At 70.0% G+C, this 22,855-nt stretch carries 19 protein-coding genes; 9 read left to right on the top strand and 10 right to left on the bottom strand.

Annotation, left to right across the window (positions count from 1 at the left end; genetic code table 11):
* Positions 1-4 precede the first annotated feature (4 nt).
* Together FHR33_RS02910 and FHR33_RS02905 are read right to left on the bottom strand one after the other, a co-directional pair.
* The gene (locus tag FHR33_RS02910) at positions 5-1,225 is read right to left on the bottom strand and encodes a glycoside hydrolase 5 family protein (protein ID WP_183643112.1); all 1,221 of its coding nucleotides are present in this window, start codon (positions 1,223-1,225) and stop codon (positions 5-7) included.
* Positions 1,226-1,271: 46 nt separating this feature from the next.
* Positions 1,272-2,303, bottom strand: a complete 1,032-nt coding sequence (locus tag FHR33_RS02905; protein ID WP_183643109.1) for a LacI family DNA-binding transcriptional regulator — start codon at positions 2,301-2,303, stop codon at positions 1,272-1,274.
* Between the two features lie 98 nt (positions 2,304-2,401).
* On the opposite strand from FHR33_RS02905, the gene FHR33_RS02900 reads away from it, so the two are divergent.
* Genes FHR33_RS02900 through FHR33_RS02885 form a run of 4 tightly spaced genes read left to right on the top strand, consistent with a single transcriptional unit; the run spans position 2,402 to position 8,557 of the window.
* On the top strand, positions 2,402-3,682 hold the full coding sequence (locus FHR33_RS02900; RefSeq protein ID WP_183643106.1) for an ABC transporter substrate-binding protein: 1,281 nt from the start codon (positions 2,402-2,404) through the stop codon (positions 3,680-3,682).
* Positions 3,679-4,578, top strand: coding sequence for a carbohydrate ABC transporter permease (locus FHR33_RS02895; protein ID WP_312895335.1), 900 nt, complete (start codon positions 3,679-3,681; stop codon positions 4,576-4,578). Before FHR33_RS02900 ends, FHR33_RS02895 begins: the two co-directional genes overlap by 4 nt.
* Before the next feature lies 1 nt (position 4,579).
* Complete coding sequence (locus tag FHR33_RS02890; protein WP_221240897.1) at positions 4,580-5,512, top strand: carbohydrate ABC transporter permease; 933 nt, start codon at positions 4,580-4,582, stop codon at positions 5,510-5,512.
* A 30-nt stretch (positions 5,513-5,542) separates the two neighbouring features.
* The gene (locus FHR33_RS02885) at positions 5,543-8,557 is read left to right on the top strand and encodes an alpha-mannosidase (RefSeq protein ID WP_183643100.1); all 3,015 of its coding nucleotides are present in this window, start codon (positions 5,543-5,545) and stop codon (positions 8,555-8,557) included.
* Between the two features lie 53 nt (positions 8,558-8,610).
* Here the strand turns inward: FHR33_RS02885 and FHR33_RS02880 are convergent, their stop codons facing one another.
* The 4 genes from FHR33_RS02880 to FHR33_RS02865 form a co-directional block, all read right to left on the bottom strand.
* Positions 8,611-11,133, bottom strand: coding sequence for an ABC transporter permease (locus FHR33_RS02880; protein WP_183643097.1), 2,523 nt, complete (start codon positions 11,131-11,133; stop codon positions 8,611-8,613).
* On the bottom strand, positions 11,130-11,444 hold the full coding sequence (locus tag FHR33_RS02875) for an ATP-binding cassette domain-containing protein (protein ID WP_183643094.1): 315 nt from the start codon (positions 11,442-11,444) through the stop codon (positions 11,130-11,132). The genes FHR33_RS02880 and FHR33_RS02875 overlap by 4 nt, the downstream gene beginning before the upstream one ends.
* A complete protein-coding gene (locus tag FHR33_RS02870) occupies positions 11,441-11,950 on the bottom strand; it encodes a PadR family transcriptional regulator (RefSeq protein WP_183643090.1) in 510 nt (169 codons plus the stop codon). Before FHR33_RS02870 ends, FHR33_RS02875 begins: the two co-directional genes overlap by 4 nt.
* Before the next feature lie 146 nt (positions 11,951-12,096).
* Positions 12,097-12,534 carry a MerR family transcriptional regulator gene (locus FHR33_RS02865; RefSeq protein ID WP_183643087.1) on the bottom strand — a complete coding sequence of 146 codons (438 nt, stop codon included), beginning with the start codon at positions 12,532-12,534 and terminating at the stop codon, positions 12,097-12,099.
* Positions 12,535-12,619: 85 nt separating this feature from the next.
* On the opposite strand from FHR33_RS02865, the gene FHR33_RS02860 reads away from it, so the two are divergent.
* Together FHR33_RS02860 and FHR33_RS51525 are read left to right on the top strand one after the other, a co-directional pair.
* Positions 12,620-13,225 carry a class I SAM-dependent methyltransferase gene (locus FHR33_RS02860; protein ID WP_221240896.1) on the top strand — a complete coding sequence of 202 codons (606 nt, stop codon included), beginning with the start codon at positions 12,620-12,622 and terminating at the stop codon, positions 13,223-13,225.
* Entirely contained in the window at positions 13,222-13,347 is a 126-nt protein-coding gene (locus tag FHR33_RS51525) for a hypothetical protein (protein ID WP_281388136.1), read from the top strand. The genes FHR33_RS02860 and FHR33_RS51525 overlap by 4 nt, the downstream gene beginning before the upstream one ends.
* Here FHR33_RS51525 and FHR33_RS02855 read toward each other — a convergent pair.
* A complete protein-coding gene (locus FHR33_RS02855; RefSeq protein WP_312895334.1) occupies positions 13,326-14,246 on the bottom strand; it encodes a GlxA family transcriptional regulator in 921 nt (306 codons plus the stop codon). The genes FHR33_RS51525 and FHR33_RS02855 overlap by 22 nt on opposite strands.
* Before the next feature lie 123 nt (positions 14,247-14,369).
* Between FHR33_RS02855 and FHR33_RS02850 the strand changes: the two genes are divergently transcribed.
* The gene (locus FHR33_RS02850; RefSeq protein ID WP_183643078.1) at positions 14,370-15,575 is read left to right on the top strand and encodes an MFS transporter; all 1,206 of its coding nucleotides are present in this window, start codon (positions 14,370-14,372) and stop codon (positions 15,573-15,575) included.
* 104 nt (positions 15,576-15,679) lie between these two features.
* Here FHR33_RS02850 and FHR33_RS02845 read toward each other — a convergent pair whose 3' ends face one another.
* On the bottom strand, positions 15,680-15,988 hold the full coding sequence (locus tag FHR33_RS02845) for a DUF6355 family natural product biosynthesis protein (RefSeq protein ID WP_183643075.1): 309 nt from the start codon (positions 15,986-15,988) through the stop codon (positions 15,680-15,682).
* A 708-nt stretch (positions 15,989-16,696) separates the two neighbouring features.
* Between FHR33_RS02845 and FHR33_RS02840 the strand changes: the two genes are divergently transcribed.
* Together FHR33_RS02840 and FHR33_RS02835 are read left to right on the top strand one after the other, a co-directional pair.
* Positions 16,697-17,614, top strand: coding sequence for an alpha/beta fold hydrolase (locus FHR33_RS02840; RefSeq protein ID WP_183643072.1), 918 nt, complete (start codon positions 16,697-16,699; stop codon positions 17,612-17,614).
* Positions 17,615-17,798: 184 nt separating this feature from the next.
* Positions 17,799-19,208 (top strand): hypothetical protein, encoded by a 1,410-nt coding sequence (locus FHR33_RS02835; RefSeq protein WP_183643069.1) that lies wholly within the window; start codon positions 17,799-17,801, stop codon positions 19,206-19,208.
* A gap of 113 nt (positions 19,209-19,321) precedes the next feature.
* Here FHR33_RS02835 and FHR33_RS02830 read toward each other — a convergent pair whose 3' ends face one another.
* Both FHR33_RS02830 and FHR33_RS02825 read right to left on the bottom strand, forming a co-directional pair.
* Positions 19,322-22,267, bottom strand: coding sequence for a DUF11 domain-containing protein (locus tag FHR33_RS02830; protein WP_183643066.1), 2,946 nt, complete (start codon positions 22,265-22,267; stop codon positions 19,322-19,324).
* A 120-nt stretch (positions 22,268-22,387) separates the two neighbouring features.
* Complete coding sequence (locus tag FHR33_RS02825; protein ID WP_183643063.1) at positions 22,388-22,846, bottom strand: DUF1453 domain-containing protein; 459 nt, start codon at positions 22,844-22,846, stop codon at positions 22,388-22,390.
* Between the last annotated feature and the right edge of the window lie 9 nt (positions 22,847-22,855).

Raw genomic sequence — 22,855 nt, 5'->3', positions numbered from 1 at the left:
CCTCTCATTCCTGAGTGAGGACGGTGTCGATTCCCCGAGTCGTGAGGTGGCCAGGGTCGGCGGCGCGGTCGCCGGCGACGATGGCCACGGGTCCGGTCTGGCGCAGCCGGACCCATTCGGTGTGGAAGGCGCTGCCGGGCGCGACCTCGGCCCGGCGCCAGGGCTCGGTCCGCAGGTCCACGTCGCACCGCAGGGCGGGGCGCCTTTCCTCGGTACGGCGGCGGCGCTCGCCGATGATCGTCGCGAGCTCTTTGGCCGCCGGCTTGGGGCGGTGGTCCACGGTGAACAGGCCCAGGTCGTACTCCCGCTCGGGGAAGTCGGCCAGAGAAGGTTCCAGGTCGTGCGAGCACCACCAGGTGACGCCCCACAGCGCGGGGTTGGCGGTCACCGTGTCGAGCGTGTGACGGACGAACTCGGCGGCGTGTGCCTCGGGCACGTCGGGCAGGGGCGCGCCGATCTCCTGCAGCCAGACGGGCCGGGTCGGGTCGAGCGAGGTGGCCGCCGCCAGTTCGACGAGGTAGTCGGCGTGGCCGACGGTGGCGGGGCCGAGCGGGCCGTCTATCGCGGAGACACCGTTGAACACCCAGGAGTGGACCGTGGTCAGGTCACCGAGGTCCACGTTGTCGGCGGGATGGAACGGGTGCTCAGGGTCGTACCACGTGGCGTCGTACAGCGAGTGGAGGGCGAGCAGACCGGGCGCGGCGGAGCGCACGACATCGACCAGCTCCGCGGCCCAGGCCGTGGACGCCTCGGGCGTGGTGGGGTTGCTCGGATAGAGGTTGTTGACCTCGTTGCCGAGCGTGACGGCGAACACGTTGTCGCGGGTGGCGACGGCGCGGGCGATCAGGTCGGCGTACGTGGCGATGCCGTCACGCACGTCACGGTCGGTGAAGAGGCTGCGCCGGTGCCAGGTGAGGACCCACGAAGGAAGGAAGTCGAAGCTGGACAGGTGCCCCTGAAGCAGGTCCACGGCGACGGACAGGTCGAACTCGGCGGCGACGTCGATCAGCGCCAGCAGGTCATCCACGCCACGCTGCCGGATCATCGCCCGGTTCGGCTGGATCCACGGCCAGATCGGAAACACTCGCACGTGGTCCAGGCCGATCGAAGCCAGGTCCTCGAAGTCGCGGCGGACGGCGTCGAGCGAGAGGTCGAGCCAGCTGTGGAACCAGCCGGCCGAGGGCACGTAGTTGGCGCCGTAGCGGATGGGGTCGGACAGGGGCACGCGTCCTCCGGGGGTCGAACGATCTCCCGGCGGAGCCTAAAGCGTTTTAGTTCTCCTGCCAAGCCCCGGGCGGCGCCGTGCTCTCCCGGACCACCAGCCGGGGGGTCGCCGTTTTGACGTCCCTGCGCAGCCCGGGCTCTGCGATGATCTCCAGCATCACCTCGGCGAGCTGCTTGCCGAAGGCGAAGGTGTCGCGGGAGAGCGCGCTGATCGCGGGGTGCGCGATCCTGGTCAGCACCGAGTCGTCGAAGGCCACGATGGACAGCTCGTCCGGCACCTTCACCCCCATCTCGCCCGCCACACCCAGCCCGGCCAGCGCCATCACGTCGCTGTCGTAGACGATGGCCGTCGGCCGGCGGGGGCGGGACAGCAGCGCCCTGGTCGCTGCCGCGCCTTCGGAGTCGCTGAAGTCGGTGGGCACCGACACGGCCTCCTCCAGGTCAAGCCGGCCGGCGCGGTCGTGCAGCGCGCGCATGCGCCGCTGGGTGTGCCGGAACGCCGGGAGGCCCGCGACGTGGGCGATCCTGCGGTGGCCGAGCGCGGCCAGGTAGTCCACGACCGACAGCATCGCCCCGCGGTCGTCGGCCCACACGCTGGACAGGCTCCCGTGCCTGCCGGGACCGCCCAGGACCACCGCGGGCGTCCCCGCCTCCTCCAGCACCTCGATGCGCGGGTCGCGGACCTTGAGGTCCACCATGACGAACCCGTCCACCCGGTGCGCGGAGGCCCACTCGCGGTAGACCTCCATCTCGGCCTCGACGTCCTCGACGATCAGCAGGTGCAGCGCCACTGACTGCGCCGACAGCCCCGCCTGCAGCCCGGACAGCAACTGGGCGAAGAACGGCTCCACGCCGAGGGTGCTGGCGGGCCGGGCGATGACCAGGCCCACGGCCTCCGCGCGGGCCCCGCCGAGGGCCCGGGCGGCGCTGTGCGGGCGCCAGTTCATCTCCTTCGCGACCTGCAGGATTCGTGCGCGGGTGGCCTCGCCGACCCCCGGGCGGCCGTTGAGCGCGAAGGACACCGCGCCCTTCGAAACCCCGACCCGCTGCGCGATGTCGGTGATCGTCGGTCGGCGCACTGCTGCTCCTTCACGAGTTCGTCTCAGCTATTGACACGCGAGTCTAGCCGGGGGAATAGTCCGGCAACTAGAGCGATTTAGCACGCAAGGAGAGCGCCATGCGTAGGTACTGGACGGGACTGGCGGTGGCAGCCGTCATGGTCGTCTCGGGCTGCGGGCTGGGCGGGGCCGACCCGCAGGCTGCCCCCGCCTCGACCGCGGCGGCCACGGGCGAGGTGAAGGGCACGGTCACGCTACAGACCTGGGCCCTGAAGCCCAAGTTCACGACGTACATGGAGGGCGTCATCGGCGCCTTCGAGAAGAAGTACCCGGGCACGAAGGTCGAATGGATCGACCAGCCGCCGGACGCCTACTCGGAGAAGGTGCTCAACCAGGCCGCCTCGGGCACCCTGCCGGACGTGACCAACCTGCCGCCGGACTTCGCCCGGCCGCTGGTCATGCAGGACATGCTGCTCGACGTCGCCCAGGTCGACCCCAAGCTCGCCGAAGAGTACGTCGCCGGTGGCCTCGACGCGTACAAGTTCCGCGGGTTCTCCGGGACGTTCGGCTACCCGTGGTACCTCAACACGGACGTCAACTACTGGAACTCCGAGCTGATGAAGAAGAACGGGCTGGACCCGGCCAAGCCGCCGGCGACCTTCGACGAGCTGGTCGAGCAGGCTCGGATCTTCAAGCAGAAGTCCGGCGGCAAGGCCTACCTGATGAGCCGCCGTCCCGAACTGGGCGACCTCACCCAGGCGGGCGTGAAAATTCTTTCCGATGACGGCAAGAGCTTCGTCTTCAACACCCCCGAGGCCGCCGCGGTGATCGACAAGTACCGCGCCGCCTACAAGGAGGGCCTGCTGCCGCGGGACGTGCTCACCGACACCTACGCAGGCAACGCCAAGCTGTTCAACGAGGGCACCGTGGCCTGGACGACGGCCGGCGCCAACCACATCATCGCCGTCAAGACCGACAACCCCTCGCTCGCACCCAAGGTCGTGCCGTCGGTCGCCATGGGCATCCCGCCGCTGTACGTCCAGGGCCTGTCGGTCTCGAAGAAGTCGAAGAACCCGGCCGCGGCGATCGCGCTGGCGCGCTGGGTGACCAGCCCGGAGAACCAGGCGGCGTTCGCGCACGAGGTCAGCGTCTTCCCGAGCACCAAGGCCTCGGCCAACGACCCGTTCTTCACCAAGAGCGACGGCACCAACGGCGGCGACGCCAAGGTCATCGCGTTCAAGTCTCTCGCCACGGCGAAGGTGCTCCAGCCCTTCGAGGTCACCGAGGCGATGAGCAAGTTCATTCGGCAGCAGATCGCTCTGGCGCTCACCGGCGAGGTCTCCTCGAAGGAGGCGCTGGACGCCGCGGTCGCCAAATGCAACGAGCTGCTCAACCAGTGACCACTCCCCTGCTCCCCGCGCAGAGCGCCCTCCGCCGCCGGATCATCCCCTGGCTGCTGGTGGCGCCCGCCGCGCTGTGGCTGTTCGTCTTCAACGTCTGGCCCTCGCTGAACACGCTGGTCCTGGCGTTCACGAACGCGAAGCCGCTGAGCGGCGGGCACTTCACCGGCCTGGACAACTTCGGGCGCATGCTCGACGACACCCAGCTCGTCGACGCGCTGCTCAACAGCATCGTGTTCATGGCGGTCTGCCTGCCGGTGCTCACCTTCCTGCCGCTGCTGCTGGCAGTGCTGGTCGAGAAGAAGATCCCGGGAATCACGTTCTTCCGCACCGCCTTCTACACCCCCGTCGTCGCCTCGGCGGTCGTGGTCGCCCTCATCTGGAGCTGGCTCCTGAGCGACCGGGGCGTGATCAACGGGCTCGCGCAGGAGATGGGGGTGCTCCAGGGGCCGCTGCCGTTCCTGACCGACCGCTGGCTGCTGGTGTTCAGCGCCATCACGCTGACGGTGTGGAAGGGCCTGGGCTACTACATGATCATCTACCTGTCGGCGCTCGGGAACGTACGACGTGAGCTGCACGAGGCCGCGGCCGTGGACGGGGCCGGGCCGGTGCGCCGCTTCTGGAGCGTGACGGTCCCGGGCGTGCGCAACACGATGCTGCTGGTCTCGGTGCTGGTGGCGGTCTCGGCGTTGCGGGTGTTCTCCGAACTGTTCGTGTTGTCGAACGGCACGGGCGGGCCAGGCGGGCGGGCGATGTCGCTCGTGATGCTGATCCAGCTCTACAGTCGCGGTTTCTACGGCCACTTCGGTTACGCCTCCGCGCTGAGCATCCTCCTCTTCGTCATCACGATCGGTCCGATGCTCCTGCTGGCGCGGCTCTCCAGGAAGGCGGCCTGACATGGCGGACATGAAGACGCGCGAGACGACCGGCCACGTCGTACCCGCCCTTCGATCGTCGTCGGGGCGGCACGCGGGCCGGGTACGGCGGGGCCGGGGCGGTTTCGGCGCTCCGGGGCCCGGCGAGCTGGTGCTGCGGTACACGCTGCTGCTGGTCGTGCTGGCGATCACGGTCCTGCCGTTCCTGTGGCAGGTGTCCACCTCGCTCAAAGGGCCGTACGAGGACGTCTTCGCGCAGACGCCGAGCTTCATCCCGCTCCAGCCGACGCTGGAGAACTACGCGAAGGTCGCGGCGACGATCCCCGTCTGGACGTACGCGCTCAACTCGTTGATCGTGGCGGTCATCGTCGTGTGCGGCAACGCGATCGGCGCGACGCTGGCGGGGTTCGCGCTGGCCCGGCTGGAGTTCCGGGGCGCGAAGCTGCTCCTGGCGTTGTTCCTGTCCACGCTCGTGCTGCCGGGCGAGGTGACGATCATCTCCCAGTACCTCACCGTCCGGGGCATGGGCCTGGCCGACACCCTGCTGGGCGTGGCACTGCCCGGCACGATCGGGATGCTGAACGTGCTGCTGATGCGCACGGCGTTCCAGGCCATCCCCAAGGAGATGGACGAGGCGGCGGTCATCGACGGGGCGACGCCCTGGCAACGGCTGGTGCACCTCGGCCTGCCGAACGTGCGCGGGATGCTCAGCGTCATCACGATCTTCGCCTTCATCGGGGCCTGGGACGATTTCCTGTGGCCGCTCATCGTGCTCAACGACCCGAAGAACTTCACGCTCACCGTTGGCCTGCAGTACCTCAACGGAACCTTCACCGCCAATCCCCGCCTCATCGCGGCCGGGACAATGATCTCCTTCCTGCCCATCGTGATCCTCTTCGCCTCGCTGCAGCGGTTCTTCTTCCGCGGCGTAGCGGAGGGCGCGATCAAGGGCTGAACCGGTTTCCAGAACAAGGAGTCTCTCTCCATGCATGACGACCGCGAGCTGGTCGAAGCGCGTCTCAAGCGCGTCCTTGACGAGCGCATCCGCCCGGCCGTGTACCCCGAGTCGGTGCCGCTCGAGGTGGCCGTGTGGAACGCGCCCGGCGAACCCGTGCCGGTGGCCGAGGGCCTGTCGGCCGTGCCCGAGCCCATCGCGGTCGGCGACAGGTGGGGCGCTCCCTGGGGCACGAGCTGGTTCACCGTCACGGGCACGGTTCCGGCGCAGTGGGCGGGCCGGAGCGTCGAGGCGGTTCTCGACCTCGGCTTCGACGAGAACATGCCGGGCTTCCAGTGCGAGGGGCTCGTCTACCGTCCCGACGGCACCCCGGTGAAGGGGCTCAACCCGCGCAACCAGTGGATCCGCGTCGGGGCGCCGGTCAAGGGCGGCGAGGAGGTGCGGTTGCACATCGAGGCGGCCTCCAACCCCGTCATCCTCGACTACCACCCCTTCGTGCCCACGAAGCTCGGCGACAAGGAGACGGCGGGCACCGAGCCGCAGTACCGGCTGGCCCGCATGGACCTGGCGATCTTCGACGAGACCGTCTGGCAGCTGGTGATCGACCTGGAGGTTCTCGGCGAGCTGATGGCGGAGCTGCCCGTCGACGGCGCCCGCCGCTGGGAGCTGCTGCGCGCCGTCGAGCGGGCCCTCGACGCGATCGACCTGCAGGACGTCAACGGTACGGCCGCCGCCGGCCGTGCCGAGCTGGCCGGGATGCTGGCCACGCCGGCGGCGCCCTCGGCCCACCGGATCAGCGCGGTGGGCCATGCCCACATCGACTCGGCCTGGCTCTGGCCGCTGCGTGAGACCGTCCGCAAGGTGGCCCGCACGACCTCCAACATGACCGCGCTGCTGGAGGACGAGCCCGACTTCGTCTTCGCCATGTCGCAGGCGCAGCAGTGGGCCTGGGTGAAGGAGCACAGGCCGGAGGTCTGGGCCAGGGTCGTCAAGGCGGTGGCCGCGGGAAGGTTCGTCCCCACGGGCGGCATGTGGGTGGAGTCGGACACCAACATGCCCGGCTCGGAGGCCATGGCCAGGCAGTTCGTCCACGGCAAGCGGTTCTTCCTCGACGAGTTCGGCATCGAGAACGACGAGGTGTGGCTGCCCGACACGTTCGGCTTCGCCGCAGGGCTTCCCCAGATCGTCAAGGCCGCCGGGTCGAAGCGGCTCCTCACCCAGAAGATCTCCTGGAGCCAGGTCAACAAATTCCCCCACCACACGTTCCTGTGGGAGGGCATCGACGGGACCAGGATCTTCACCCACTTCCCGCCGGTGGACACCTACAACTGCTCGATGAAGGGCAGCGAGATCGCCCACGCGGCGCGCAACTTCAAGGACAAGGGCGTCGCGCGGCACTCCCTCGCCCCGACCGGCTGGGGCGACGGAGGCGGCGGCACCACCCGCGAGATGGTCGCCAAGGCGGCCAGGCTGCGGGACCTGGAGGGTTCGGCCACCGTCACATGGGAGACGCCCGCCGACTTCTTCGCCAAGGCCGAGGCCGACTACCCCAACCCGCCGGTCTGGGTCGGCGAGCTCTACCTGGAGCTGCACCGCGCCACGCTCACCAGCCAGGCCAAGACCAAGCAGGGCAACAGGCGCAGCGAGTCGCTGCTGCGCGAGGCCGAACTGTGGGCGGCCACCGCCGCCGTCCGTGCCGGGCACCCCTACCCCTACGAACAGCTCGACCGGATCTGGAAGACCGTGCTGCTCCACCAGTTCCACGACATCCTGCCCGGCTCGTCCATCGCCTGGGTGCACCGCGAGGCCGAGAAGACGTACGCCGCCGTGGCCGCGGAGCTGAACGACATCATCGACGCCTCGCAGCGGGCCCTCGCGGGCAACCCCGGCTCCGGCGAGCTGGTCTTCAACGCGGCGCCGCACGCCCGCAACGGTGTCCCGGCAGGTGGAGCGGCCGCGGTCGCAGCCCCCGCTCTCGCCGCCGAACTCCGCACCCGCGACGAGGGCGGGTACGTCCTGGACGACGGGCTGCTGCGGGTGGAGATCGACGGCCGCGGCCTGGTCGTCTCGGCGTACGACCTGCGGGCGCAGCGGGAGACGGTCGCGCCAGGGCAGGCCGCCAACCTCCTGCAGATCCACCCTGACTTCCCCAACATGTGGGACGCCTGGGACGTGGACCAGTTCTACCGGAACACGGTGACCGACCTGGTGGAGGCCGACGAGGTCGCGCCGGGCGAGGAGCCCGGCTCGGTCCGCGTGGTGCGCTCGTTCGGCGCGTCACGGGTCACGCAGCTCCTCACCGTCAAGGCCGGACGGCTTGACATCCGCACCGAGGTCGACTGGCACGAGACCGAGAAGTTCCTCAAGCTGGCCTTCCCTCTGGACGTGCGCGCCGACCGGTACGCCTCGGAGAGCCAGTACGGCCACGCCTACCGCGCCACCCACACCAACACCAGCTGGGAGGCGGCCAAGTTCGAGGCGTGCAACCACAAGTTCGTGCACGTGGAGGAGCCAGGCTGGGGCGTGGCACTGGTCACCGACTCCACCTACGGCCACGACGTGACCCGCGCCGTGCGGGCGTCGGACTCGGGCACGACCACCACGCTGCGGGTGTCGCTGCTGCGCGCCCCGCGCTTCCCCGACCCCGAGACCGACCAGGGCGTGCACCGCTTCCGTCACGCGCTCGTGCCCGGCGCGACGATCGGCGACGCGGTCCGTGAGGGCTGGTTCATCAACCTGCCCGAGCGGCGGGTGCCGGGCGACGCGGTGATCGCGCCGCTGGTCACCGTGGACGACGACGCGGTCGTGGTGACCGCCGTGAAGCTGGCCGACGACGGGAGCGGGGACGTCGTCGTCCGCTTCCACGAGTCCAGGGGAGGCCGGGTCCACGCCCGCCTCTCGACCGGCTTCGACGCCACCGGCGTCGCCGTCACCGACCTGCTGGAGCGCCCGCTCGCCGACGTGGCCGCGCCGGAGCTGACCGACGGGTCGGTGGCGGTGTCGCTGCGCCCGTTCGAGCTGGTCACGTTGCGGTTCAGCCGCTGAGCGCCCGCCTTCGGCGTACCGCCCGCCTGGTACGCCGAAGGCGCTTTCGCCTGTCACAGGAGCCGGCGGGCGAGGGGCAGCCTGGTCCGGGTGATCAGCGCCGCCGCAGTCGCCAGAACGGGCAGCCCCACCACCACGGCGATCAGGAAGGGCCACGGTATGGCGATCGTGGCGAGATCTCCGGCGCCGTGCGTCGTCATCGGCCGGCTCAGCGCCACGCCCGCCACCGTGCCGGCGACCAGCCCCACCAGCGCGCCGAGCCCGGAGATGTAGAGGGCCTGGCCGGCCACGATCATCCGCACCGTCCCGGGCGGGGCGCCGATGGCCGTCATCGTCGCCCGCTCAGGACGCATGTCGGCGGCTGCCAGGCGGGTGGCGGCCAGCGTGCCGCCGACGACGAGGACGAGAGCGCCGCCCAGCCAGCCCCACAAGTCGGGGTCGGGCACGTTGCGGTAGCCCTCCTCGGTGGCGATCGTGACGCGGGGGGTCACCTTGGTGAGATCGCGCCACAGTGTCGAGTCGGCTGACAGCCGGTGCATGGCGTAGAGCTGGCGCTCGGCCGTCGAGAAACCAGCCTGCTCGACCAGGGTGCGCGGCAGCAGGGCGCCGCCCTGGTGCTTGTCGGCGGGTGTGGCCAGCACCGCGGGCACATCGAGCTTGCGCGCAGGGCCGGACGTGGAGCTCGCCCGCAGCGCGAGCTTGCCGTCCCGCAGCGCGGCCGCGTCGAACACCACGGCCTTGCCGCTCGCCAGCGCCGCGGCTGCCTGCGGGTCGTGGCGGCCTTGCAGGAGCCTGAGCAGGGCCTGGTCTCCGATGGCCACCGTGCGACGCGTCCGTGTCCCGTTCCATCGCACCGTGTACCGCAACGCGTAGCGGCGGCCCTGGGAGTCCTTCGCCTGATAGCCGGCGGCCAGCGGCACGCCCGGCAACTGGGAGGCCGTTGCGGCGCGCAGCTTGTCCCAGGTCGCGTCGGCCATGGTACCGCCCCAGATCGCCAGCGTGCCGGTCGGGCGCGCCGAGGTATAGGCGTCGCGCCGGTCCACGTATTGGCTGTAGGTGCCGATGCCCATCGCCGTGACCGTGGCCGTGACCGCCATGACAGCCGCCACGGCGCTCGCCGTCCGGGATCGGTGGCGGACCGCGTCGCGGACGGACACCCGCAGCGGGAGCCGCAACCGCGCGGCCAGCCGTCCCGTGTAGCCGACCAGCCATGGCGTCAACACCACCAGCCCGAGCAAGACCAGCACCGCGGAGGCGAGCACCCACACCGAGCCGGGCTGACGCCGCGCCACCACGGTCGCCCCCAGTCCGGCCAGCACCAGTACAGCCCCCGCCAGGGGCCATCCCGGCCGATCGGCTACCGCGGGCGCGCGACCGGCCAGCACGGTCGCCGTGTCCTGCCGAGCCGCTCGTACGGCAGGCACCAGCGCCGCCACGAGCCCGGTGAGCAGGCCCAGCGCGGCGACGCTCAGTACCGGCGACCACGGTACGTCCGGCGGGCCGACCGTCGGACCCCAACGCGCGCCGGCTCCCACTCCCCAGCGCGCCGCGACCTGGGCGCCCAGTATCCCGGCCCCGATGCCCAGCACCGTCGCCACGAGGGCGGCCGCACCGCCGAGGACCAGCCCGTCGGCCAGCACGATCGTCCGCAGGTGCCCGGCCGAACCGCCCTGCGCCGCGATCTCCGCCAGTTCCCTGCGCCGTCTCCTGAGCCCGACCGCGAAGGCCGGCCCAGCCAGCAGCACGGTCACCAGCACCACCATGATCACCATGGCGCCGATCCCGACCATGCTCTGGACATCGAAGGCTGAGGCACGAACCGGAGTGCGCAGCGGGTCGGCGACCATGGCGCGCGAGGTGACGAACAGACCGGCCCTGTTCAGCGCGGGCACCTCGGCCCAGGTCACCGGCTTGGGGGTGTCGGCGAGCCAGCCGATGCCGTACTCGCCAGGAGACCCCCATCCATCCAACGGCGCCAACGGCAGATCAGGCCCCACGACCTGTCGCAGCGACGGCCGGTGCGGGTGCTCGACCACGCCTGCCACCGTCAGCGGCGCCGCACCGGACGGCCGCAGGAGATCGCCTGGCCGCAGGCCGAGCGCCGGTGTCACCGCCACCTCCCTGGCGGAGGGAAACCTGCCCTCGCTCAGCGTCAGCATCCCCCTGGTCAGCGGATCCCGCAGGTCGCCCTCCAGCGCGTCGACCCGCTCGGTCCCCAGCCGGAGCACGCCGGTGCTGAAGGGGATCAACCGGGTGCCCGGTCCGAGCAGTGCGGCTACCTCGGCGGCGCTGGGTCTGGATAAGGCCGCTCCGTCGTCACCCGGGCCCGAGATCGCCCCGTTCGGCTCCTGGTGGATCACCCTACCCTCGGGTATCTGCGTGAGACGGGCGTCGGCCGCGCCGAGCTCGGCCACCAGTCCCTCCGGCCCGGTGACGCTCGTGGTCGCGATGAGGGTGAGAATCGCCGTGATCGCCAAGACGGGCAAGCCGATCATCACCATGATGAGCGCGCTCCGTCCCCGGGAGCGCCACGCGCTCCGGCGGGCGATGCGCAGCGCGGCGAGAACAGCGCTCATCGGGCGCTCACCAGCGACACGCTCGTGGAATCCGTGATCATCCCGTCGCGGAGGAACACCACACGATCGGCCCAGGCGGCGTAGCGCGGCTCATGGGTGACGAGCAGGACCGCCGTGCCCGCGTCACAGCGAGCGCGCAATATTAGCCCGCCCGCGAGGTTGAGCAGGGTCGACTTGCCGGAGCCGGACGGGCCCATGACCGCCACCAGCTCTCCCTCGTCGACCTCGAGATTCACACCTTCCAGGGCGTGGACGGCTGTCGCCCCTTCGCCGTGGGTTCTGGCCACCTCGGCCAGCCGTACGACCGTCATCTTTCCTCCTTGAGAACGGCCTCGCAGTGATCCAGCCACCGTTGCTCGGCCTCGGCCTGGAAGATCATGGAATCGAGCACGAGCCGCTGGACCGCACCTTCTGTGGCAGCTCGCTTGGCCCTGGTCAGCTCCTGGAGGGCTCGCATGGTCGCGGTCCGCTGCTTGCGGATGACCTCGGAGACGTCCACCTTCTTGGCGGCGACGGCCATGGCCAGCTTGATGACCAGCTCGTCCCGCGGCCGGTCGGACTGGACGACGGGGGTGCTGAACCACCGCGCCAGCTCCTCCCGGCCGGCCGCGGTGATCGTGTAGACGACCCGGCCCTGCTCGTCCGACTCGCCCGGCTCGACCAGGCCGTCGCGCTCCATGCGGGACAGCGTCGTGTAGACCTGGCCGATGTTGAGCGGCCAGGTCGCCCCCGTCGACGCCTCGAACTCCACCCGCAGTTGGTAGCCATGCCGAGGCCCCCTGCTGAGCAGGGCGAGCAGTCCCTGCCTGATCGACATGGATACTAAGTATGCATACGCAGTATGTGCTCATCAAGTGGATCCGCTGCATTGCTGCACACACGGCGTTCGCGGAGAGCTGGTCCCGAGCCGTCGTCCGTGACGATCTCGCGCCGACGGTGAGGCCGCCTCTCTCGACGGCAGGGTCAGTGCGAATGAATCTCTTCGTGAGCCTCTTCGAGAGAGGATCCCGCCAGGAGCGCCGCGACCCCGCCGGCGAAGTTGGAGCACTCGAAGATGTCCCTGTGCGGGCAGGCCAGGCCATGGGCGATGACAGTACGTGCCACCTGAGCCTGGGCGATCCGTTGATCCAGCTCGGTGAGCTTGCGTTGGTACAGCTCCCGCCAGCCGTCACCGGCCGGCGAACGAGCCGCGATGAACGCTTTGACCTCCCGCAACGTGAAACCGACATCGCGCAGCAACATGACCACACCGACCAGCCTGACCGCCGATGGCGGATAACGTCGTTGGCCTGAGACCCGAGCCGGTGCCGGGAGCAGGCCGAGGTCCTCCCAGTAGCGCAGAGCGGAGGTGGCGACACCGGTGCGGCGCGCCAGCTCACCGATCGTCAACTGCTCAGCCATTTGACTTCAAGCGTACTTGAAGTCGTTGACTGCGATCATGCAGACAGCAGGTACATCTCTCAGGCAACGCGCGCTCAGAGGATTGGTGCGCCAGGCGCACCACCCCCGTGGCATCGTCGGGTGGGCGATCGGCTGGATGTTCGCCCATCGCCCCTCCAACCGGCAGCGCAACATCTGGGCGGTGTCGTTGCTGGACGTGCAGCCCACCGACCGGGTGCTCGAGATCGGCTTCGGTCCTGGCGTCGCCGTCGCCGAGTTCGCCGGCCGCGCCACCCGGGGCCACGTCTTCGGCATCGACCACTCGCGGGCCATGGTCCGGCAGGCCGCCCGTCGCAACGCCGCCGCCGTCCGCGCCCACCGCGTGCACCTCACGCACGCCTCCGTGGAGCGGTTGCCGAGCTTCGGCGATCCGCTCGACGCCATCCTCGCCGTCAACTCCGTGGGGTTCTGGCCCGACCCGGTGGAGCGGCTTCGCGAGCTGCGCCGCCTGCTCCGCCCCGCGGGACGCATCGCGCTCGTCAGCCAGCCCCGCTCCCCCGGCGCCGACCGGGACACCACGGCCCGAGCCGCCCAAGAGCTCCAGGACATGCTCACCCAGGCCGGCTTCACCCATCTTCGGGTCGAGACCCTCGATCTCGACCCGCCCGTCGCCTGCGTGCTCGCCGACAATCCGAGCGGCATGCCGGCATGACCGCGAACAACACACCGACCGGCTTCCCCGTCGAGCTGTTCGACGGCCCTCAGGCCGACCGCTGGACCCCGCTGCGCTTACTGGTGGAGACGGCGGCTCCTCAGCGGAAGGAGCGGCGGTAGGCGGCCGGGGTGGTGCGCAGAGCGGTGTGGAAGCGGCGCCGGAGGTTGACCGCCGAGGAGAGGCCTACGCGGGTGGCGATGGTCTCGACGGGCAGGTCGGTGTCCTCCAGCAGGGCCCGGGTGGCGGCCAGGCGACGCTCCAGCAGCCAGCGGGCGGGTGGGACGCCGAGCTGCTCGGCGAACTGGCGCGTGAGGGTGCGAGGGGAGACGCCCGAGAAGGCGGCCATGTCCTCGACGGTGATCTGGTCGTGCAGACGCGAGAGGAGCCATTCGAGCAGGGGGGCCAGGGAGTCCGGCATGGGGCCGGTGGTGGGGAGGGAAGGGTACTGGCGCTGGCAGCCCTCACGGTGCGGACCGGCGGCGAGCTGGCGGCCGATGCGCATGGCATGGGCCGCGCCGTACTCCTGGAGGACCTGGTGAAGGCAGAGGTCGAGGGTGGCGGCCGAGGCTCCGGCGGTGGCGACGTCGCCGTGATCGACGTAGATGACGGTGTCGTCGGGGATGACGCGGGGGTGGCGGGCGGCGAGTTCGCCGGAGAGTTCCCAATGGACGGAGGCGCGGCGGCCGTCCAGAAGGCCCAGGGCGGCGGGGATGAAGATTCCGGCGCAGACGGCGACGATGCGGGCGCCTCGGGCATGGGCTTGGGACACCGCGCGGAGTACGGCGGGCGAGGGGATGAGGGTCCAGCCCGCGATGACCACGGTGTCGGCGTCGTCGAGGGCTTCGAGGCCGCTGTCCACCTGGATGGGGACGCCGAGAGTGGTGGGGAGGGAGCCGGGGTGTTCGGCGCACAGGCTGAAGCTGTAGTGCTGGGGGATGTCTGGGCCGTGGTAGCCGAAGACGGCTGAGGCGGAGGTGACCGGGTAGAGCTCCTGGTTCCGGGCGACCAAGGCGACCACGCGATGCGGGTCGAGGGGCGCCGGGGGCGTTTCCGGGCAATCCAGGGGCATGGCGCAAATGTACCTAATGATGTCATTTGGGACACCGGTGCTCTGATAAGGAAAAATCCAGAATTGGGGCTCATGTGGACGAGGAGCTTCACCCTCTACTTCGGGGCCCGCACGATCTCGCTGCTCGGTGACGCGATGATGCCCGTCGCCTCGGCGCTGGCGATCGGGAAAGTCTACGGGATCGCGGGCGTCGGCTACGTGCTCGCCATCTGGACCGCGTCGGCTGTGCTGGTCATGGTGTTCGGCGGGGTCGTCGCCGACCGGATCGGCGCCCGGCGCCTGATGATCGGCGCGGACGTGGTCAGGGTCGTCACCCAGGGGGTCGTGGCCGTCGCCTTCCTGGATGGCGCTCCGCCGTACGCCCTGTTGCTGGTGATGGCGTTCTTGTCGGGGACGGCCGCCGGGATGTTCGAACCGGGCGTCAACGGCATGGTCTCCCTGGTCGTCAAGGATCCGCAGCGGGCCAACGCGACACTGAAGATCGCCGAGGCGGTCACCCACTTGACGGGTCCCGCACTGGCTGGAGTCCTCATCGTCGTCGCCGGGCCGGTCGTCGTCTACACGGTGGACGCCGCGACGTTCCTGGTCAGCGGGGTGTGCCTGCTGCTGGTCCGGGTCACCGTACCCAGGCCGCAGCCGTCCGACGTGCTGAGCGACCTGCGCAGGGGTTGGGAGGAGTTCAAGGCCAGGAGCTGGATGTGGTCGGTCATCCTGGTCTGGGTGTTCTGGGGCGTTCTGGTGGTCGGGCCGTACGTGCCGCTGTCGTCGCAGGTCATCGGGGCCGACTACGGCTGGGTGATGGCGACGCTCGGCCTCGGCACCGTGCTGGGCGGGCTGGTGGCGATCAGGCTCAGGCCGCGCAGGCCGCTGGCGGCCGGGGCGGTGGCGCTGAGCGGGTACGTGGCGGTGCCGCTGACGGTCTCCCTCGGGCTCCCACTGCCGCTGCTGATGGCCGGGCACCTGCTCGGGGGGTGCGCGTTGGCGTTCTGGTCGGTGATGTGGTCGACCAGCGTGCAGACGCAGGTCGCGCCGGACGTGGTGAACCGGGTCAACGCCTACCAGGTGGCCGGCTCGGTCGCGGGCATGGCAGTCGGGCAGGCGCTGGCCGGTCCGGTCGCCACGTTGGTCGAACCGCGCGCCTTCATGCTGGGGTCGGCCGTGGTGACGGCCGGCGTGGTGGCGGCGCTGCTGTTGATCAAGCCGGTCAGGCGACTGGGCCGGGAACCGCTGAAGCCCGCGGGCCAGCCGATCCCGGTGCCGGCCAGCTCGTTGACGTAGTCGGTCATCATCTGCAGTGCGACGAACGCGGCGGCTTGGTGGTCGACGGGCAGCACCGTGGCCTCATCGCCGGGTCCCCGGAACGGGATCAACAGGCCTGGCATTCAGCAGAGAACGCCCTTGTACCAGGCGTATCTGATCTCGGATGTGGAGCCGAGATAGGTACGCCCCGGCTTGACGCATCGGTCGAATCCGGGCAGCCCCAGGTGCCGTTCGACGCGGATGACGACGTTGGAGTTAGAGTTGCAGTGGTTGTAGTAGGCGCCGAAGGCGTCAGGGTCCCAGCCGCAGGCGGCTGCCCTCACGCCGGCCGCGCTGTCAGCGCTCGCGACGGTGCTGGCGTACGTCGGCGCGGTGGTCAGTGCCAGGGCGGCCAACGTTCCGCCCATCGCCTTGAGGATCCGTGTACGCATGTTGCTCTCCTACTCCTTCGTGTTATGCGACCGATCCCGACGAACCGGCCCCCATCGTCCGAGCTATTTCGCTGAGATCACCGCACTGACGATTTCGAGTGGGTTCAGATGGTCAGCGCACAGGTGGAGGAAAAGCGGGCGATATTCGCGGCCGTGGCCGACTACCGTGGAATGACCACACTGAGGCGCGCACCGACCTGGACCTGCGTCGTACCAGGTTGCACGACCACGGATCCGACTCGGCAGTACGCATCTTGATGGACGACGATGGCGACGTCCGTGGAGTTTCTCACAGTGTCGAACTCGCCGGTCCGATGACATCCCGGAGGTGGGTCGGCGATGAACGTGGTCAGGCCCGTGGCGCTGTTGGTGAAAAGCACGTTCCCTCTCGCGGCCTCGGCCGGGGCGGCGAGGAAAGCGAGGCTTCCGACTGCCGCCAGCATAATGGCGCCGAGGCGTTTGCCGCTCTTCACATCAGTCCTTTCTCTCTTGACATGAATCCATCGCTCCGTTTCTCGATGCATATTTCCTCATCGACTGGTGGAGGGCCAGCGTGATGCCTGCCATCAATCGCAGGAAAGCCGCCATCCACGTATGACGATCCGCGGTGCGCTGCCGGACGCGTACGTGGACGAGGCGACCTGGATGTTCTGACCCTTGGCTCCGTGGGAATCGGCGGGATAGACCAACCCGAAGGAGACCGTCAAGATGCAGGCGACCGACAAGCCACGCCACCACAGCCTCGACGTGGACGGACTCGAGATCTTCTACCGCGAGGCCGGGGCGGCGGACAAGCCCTGCGTACTGTTGCTGCACGGCTTCCCGAGCTCCTCGCACACCTTCCGGCACGTGCTCTCCCCGCTGGCCGAGGTGAGCCGGGTCATCGCACCGGACCTGCCGGGCTTCGGGTTCTCCGCCGCGCCCGGCGTCGACGAGTACGAGTACACGTTCGCCAACCTGGCCGACACCGTCGAGGCGTTCCTCGAGCAGATCGGCGTCGACGAGTTCTTCGTCTACCTGCACGACTTCGGCGCCCCGGTCGGCTACCACCTCGCCACCCGGCGTCCCGAGCGCATCCTCGGGCTCATCGTGCAGAACGGCAACGCCCACGAGGACGGCCTGGGTAGCCAGTGGGACGGCGCACGGGCCTTCTGGGCCGATCCTTCGGAAGCCAACCGTGCCCGGCTGCCCGAGTGGCTGAACTTCGAGGGCACTCGCGAGCAGTACCTGGGCGGGCTGCCGGAGCGGGTGCGCGTCCTCCATCCGCCCGAGCCGTGGCACCTGGACTGGGCGCGGATGTCGCGGCCCGGCAACGTCGAAGCCCAGTTCCAGTTGTTCCGCGACTACGCCGGCCACGTCGCCCGCTTCGGTGAACTGGCCGACTACCACCGGACCCGCCAGCCGCCGTGCCTGCTGCTCTGGGGCCGCCACGACCCGTTCTTCGACCTGTCGGAGATCATGGGCTACGCGCGAGCGCTCGACCGGCTCGAGATGCACGTCTACGACGCCGGCCACCTCCTGCTGGAGACCCACGCGCCCGAGTGCGCCGAGGCGATGAGGTCCTTCATCACCGATGTCACCGTCGAGCGCGCCATGGCTGACGGCGTCACCAGCCGTCCGTGCTGACGTATGACCTGGTGACGTTCCGCGATCTCTGATTGCTGCGGGGTGAGTAGCCGGCACCGGCACTCCGCCCTGCGCGGCCCGTGGACCAGCCCCTCGTGATCGCCTCCGCCGTCGCGGGGTGGGCGGACAGGCACGGACTCGCTGATCGCTGCGATGTCGGTCACGCGCGCTAGGGTGACGGCCCATGTTACGGCGATCATCCCTCGTGCTGTGGGCGCTGGCATTGGCGCTGACCGCGCTCCCCTACGCGATCTCGCTCACGATGGAGGGGTCCGGCTTCCTCACCATGTCGATGGCGGGGACGTGCCCGGGCTTCGAGCTCCACAGTGATGTCAGCATGGCCCTCCTGCCGCTGTACGTGGTGCCCGAACCGCTGATCGCCCTCGTCGGATTCGGTTTCTGGCTGCTCCTGGTGCGGAAGGGCAGGCCGCGGTGGGGCCGCGCGGCCGGATGGCTGGCGGCGGTGGGCGTCACCTGGCCCACCCTTCTGGAGCTCGGGTTCGCGGCGGTGGACCTGGTGGGGAACGAGGGGTGCCGGCAGACGTGGGCCCCGTTCTTCCGGGGCGCCATGTCCATCATGTGGACGGCGGGCGACGCGCTGACGCTCGCGCTGATCCTCGTCGCGGTGAGGGTGCGCCGCACGACCCCGCGAGGGTGGATCGCCCGTACGGCGGGTGCCGTCCTCGCCGTGCTCCTCCTTGTGGGCCTGCAGACGGGGGACAGTGTCGTGGGGAAGGTGACGGAGGCGGCCGAGGAGAAGTGCCGCCCCTGGGACCTCCGCCAGGGCACCAGGCCTGCCGGCCGTACGGACAGGGAGACCGCCTTCGTCTGCGTGGCGCGGAGAAACAGTCGCCTCCTGCCGCGGAGGTTCCGCGAGCTGCCCGACGCCGAGCTGGTCGCCTTCGGCAGGAGCCTGTGCCGGGCGAGCGTGCGCGCCGACCCGAAGGAGCTGGAACGCCTCCGTGGCGAGACCGGCGTGACCGTCGGCATCGAGACGACGCAGGCGCTGACGCTGCTCTGCCCCGAGGTGGACGCGCGCGAGCAGGCCGAGGAGGAGCGGCAGGACGCGGAGAACGACGCGTTCATCGCGACCGCGAAGAAGCGCTGCGCGAGCCTCCCGCCGCACCGGCCACGGATCAGGCCGGCGGTACAGGGCGCGGCGTCGATGTGGTCGGACTACGGCGCGGTGACCGCCTTCGAGGGCGAGGAACCACCAGAGGGAGCGGCGCTGGACAAGGCTTTCGGCAACGACCTGGTGGGCGCGGTTAAGGGCGAGCTCGCCATCCTCACCGCCGACGAGGCGATGCACGTCTGCGTCACGGTCGAGGGGTACGGCACGCGCCCGCCCGTCGAGCGCGAGGGCTGGGAGAAGGTCGTCGAGATCGGCTACACGAGCCCCGAGGGCGAGCTGACCCATTGGGCCGAGGCCGCGGCCGACCTCCCGAACCCGCTGGTGAAGGGCCCTGGCCGCTACCGGGTCCGCGTGCACATGCGCGGCGCCGACGCCGCGATGAAGGACGACGGCGACGCCCGCCAGCGGTTCCTCGTCATGATCTTCCCGGGTTCGTCCCGCAGGACCGAGATCCTCAGGTAGTCGTCGACGAGCACGTCGGGGACCGCGGCGTGGGGCAGATGGTGGCGACGGAGGGTGCCGAACGTTCACGAGGGCGGGCACGGCGGCGCCGTACCCGCCCCTGCGCTCAGACGTCAATGGACGCGGGTCGCATCGCAGCCGAAGAAGCGGTAGACCGCATCTCCCGCCCCGGTGACCGTTCCCTTGACGCAGGCTTCCGCGAGCCCCGGGGTCAGGCCCGACTCTCCGGAACCGAAGTGCAGCACCATGTCGGCATCCCCATCGCGCACCGTCTCGGGGTTGCCGCGCTCCAGTGAATCCTCGACGTGTCCACGCCGGTGCACCTCGCTACCGGTCGCCTGCCCCGTCCACGCCGCCTCGCGTGGGCCGAAGCGCACGCTCAGCGGCTGGATGGAGGTCGCGTCGAAGGCGATCGGCAGGCCGTACTCGCCGGCCTTGGTGGTCAGGACCGCGAGGGGCACGTTCGCCTCCTTCGGGTTGATCGAGTTGGGGTTCGAGCCCGGTTTGATGTTGATCGCCACCGGGATCACGCAGTCGACCGTGAACGAGGCCTCGCCGCCGTTGTTCCCCGGTTCGGGATCGGTGTCCGCGGCGGAGGCCGGAGCGACAGACGCGGCGAGCGCGACCAGCTGGTTGCCGGGCTTGTCGCAACTGAACCGGACCGTGGCCGCGAGCTCGCGAGGGCTGCCCTTGGCCAGCGCCAGGACAGGCAGATCGGCGACACCGCCGGTGAAGCTCACGACGGCGTCCATCGGTGTGGAGGGCCCGTTGTTGGCCACCTTCACCTTCAGCGGCACCTCAGCGCTCTGCCCCACGAGCAACTGGTCGGGCGCGGTGGCGGTGAAGCCGGTCATGGCCAGGTCGGCCACGGCGACGACGCGCGTGTCCTCCTGCGCCTTGTTACCGGCCTGAGAGGGGTCGGGACCGGCCAGGTTGGCGACCTCGACCGAGGTGGTGACGGTCTTGGGCCCGCCGTTGCGGTGCACCAGATCCTCCGCCACCGCGGCGGTCACGGTGAAGCGACGCTCGCCGTGCGCCGGGATCTCGCCCAGATAGCAGCCCGAGGTGGTGCAGCGAGCGTTGCTGCCGACGTACCTGAAGCCGACGGGCAGGGAGACCAGCGCCCGTACCGAGGTAGCCGGGGCGGGACCGGCGTTGCGCACGGTCACGGTGTAGACCGTCTCGGTACCCGCCGCCACGGGGTCGGGTGAGTCGGAGACGGCCACCGAGAGGTCGGCGGTGTTCAGCTGCTCCCACAGCTGCTCGATCTCCTCTTCCAGGGGTTCCGGGTCCAGATCCGCGTCGCCGCCCGACTGGTTGAAGCGCAGCTTGATCCGGCTCCAGTCATCCGCTCCCTGCAGCGTGTCGGTCGTGCTGGTGTTCCGGCACGCGGGGGGCCTGCCGTTGGCGCCCACGGTGTCGACGTTGGCGATCACCGGGTTCTCGAACGGCGGATCGTCGCCGTCGCCGTTCCAGTCAGGGTTGGCGTCCAGGTCGTGCGGCGCCTTGGCCCCGGTGGCGTCCACGAAGATGAAGCGGTTCTCCGTGTCGCGCGGGTCGACGATCGTGTTCTCGTTGAGCATGTTCTCCGTGATCGGGGCGAGCGGAGCGCGGCCGCGGTCGGAGCCGTCCAGGGCGATGCGCGGCGGCGAGAAGTCCAGGATGACCCCGCCGCCCTGCCTGGGGACGCCCGGACGGTGGTCGTAGTTCATCAGGCTCACGTGGTTGGGCTTGCACCGGTTCTCGTCGACGCCGCCGTGATGCAGGTCGAGATTGTGCCCGAGCTCGTGGAAGATGGTGCGGCCGCTGTTGTTGTGATCGACGAAGATGCCGCCGCCGATCCTGCCCTGACCGCCCTTGGTGCACCCGGCAGCGCCCGCCACGCTGATCCCGTAGTGGAAGATGAAGCGCCTGGCCTGGTCGAAGAACTGGTTCTTGATGTCGAAGAAGGCCTGGTTGAGCCCGCAAACCTGGGTGGTTCCCTGACCGGTGAGCGGGTTGCCCCTGGCCAGGGCGCCGAAGTCGTCGGCGACCAGGCAGTCGGGATCCAGGGCGTCGGGCCTGCCGTCGTTGTCGTTGTCGGTGTTGTCACCGCAGTCGCCGGGGGGCGGGTCCTCCACACTGCCGCTGCGGTAGAAGCAGTCGGTTACGTCGGCGCCGTCGATCGCGTCGCCGCCCCCGTTGTCCACGCCGTCGTTGCAGGTGCCCTGGGGCATCCCGGCTTCACGCAGGTCGATGTCCGGCAGGCCGCCCATGTCCAGGTGGAAAGTGATACCGCGATCGCCGTCGGGATTCGCCACCCCGCCCGCGTTCTCCGGCGCGGCGGCGAAGGCCGCGCGGATCTCCGCGACAGCGGCTCGGGTGGGGACGCGGTTGCCCACCCAGTCCATCTCGACGAAGAGGTCCTTGTGCCGCGGGTCCGCGCCCATCCTCGGCAGATCCACGTCGATGGTGGCGTCGGCGTTGTCGTTGTAGCCGTTGCGCTCCCAACCGTCCAGCAGCCCGTCGCCGTCGGCGTCGCCCGAGGTGGTGTCGGTGCTGACGTCGAAGCAGATCTCCACCCGCGGCTCGTCCTCGTCGTCATCCTGGTTGCCGTCGCCGATCGCGCAGGACTGCGGCCAGTTGACGTCGCCGGTCCAGCGTCCGGTGGCCAGATCGACGGTGATGTCCAGGTTGTTGTCGTTGTTGCGCGGGCTGGCGTCGCCGTTGTCGTGCCCTGAGGTGGTGTCCCAGTCCCAGATCTGGACCGAGATCGGCACCTGTGTGCGCGTGTCGGGTACGTCGTGACCCTTGGGCCAGAATGGCTCCACCAGCTCCTGGTCGTCGGGCGCCCGTGGTGTCCTGGGCAGGTCCACGCCGTCGATCCAGACCTCGGCGAAGAAGTCGGCCGCCGACTCGCCTGCCGCCTCCAGGCCCTCGTTTCGGCAGTCGTCGACGCATCTGACCTTGGTGATGGTGATCGCGACGGGCCGGGTGGCCGCCGCCTCCGACGACGGTGTCTGCACCAGCGCGAGCATGAGCAGGCTCGCGACGAGTGCGGCAAGGTGTCGTAACCGCATGGTCCCTCCCTTGTGGGTGCTCTCGCCCACGGTGAGGGCATCGCTGCCGCCCCGCATGAGTAGGGCGTACTCAACGCCCACCGAGCAGGTCCAGCGCGCGTCTGCGTTTCCGAGTGGTTTCTAGTTCGCGTACGGCACGCCGATCGCCCGGGCGCGGACGGCCGTCACCAGCGCCTCCCCCGCCAGCCCGACGCCGATGGACAGCGACATCGGCCTCGCCTGCTCGTGCAGGCCGTATCGGGTGGCCAGCAGGCCGACGCCGATGCTCGCCGCCGCGGAGACGACCCAGACGACCAGAGTCCGCCAGGTGTAGCGCTGCCACAGCACCCCTTCGCGTTCGAACAGCCCGGTCGTCGAGGCGCGGATCGCGCCGAACCCCAGCGCGACCAGCCCACTGATCACGAGCCAGAGCACGTCAACGGGCGTGAGGGCCACGCCGGTCAACGCGTGGATCCCCAAGCCGATCAGGACCAGAGGCGCAAGGTAGACGTCACGCGCGTTCAGCGGCTCGCCGATCATGCGCCTGACCACGACGTAGCCGACGAGCCCGACGATCAGCGCAGCATTTAGCACGGTCATGCCAAATAA

This window comes from Nonomuraea dietziae (genome assembly GCF_014195505.1).
In the GTDB taxonomy this organism is placed as follows: domain Bacteria; phylum Actinomycetota; class Actinomycetes; order Streptosporangiales; family Streptosporangiaceae; genus Nonomuraea; species Nonomuraea roseola.
This window is presented reverse-complemented; position numbering and strand designations above follow the sequence as displayed.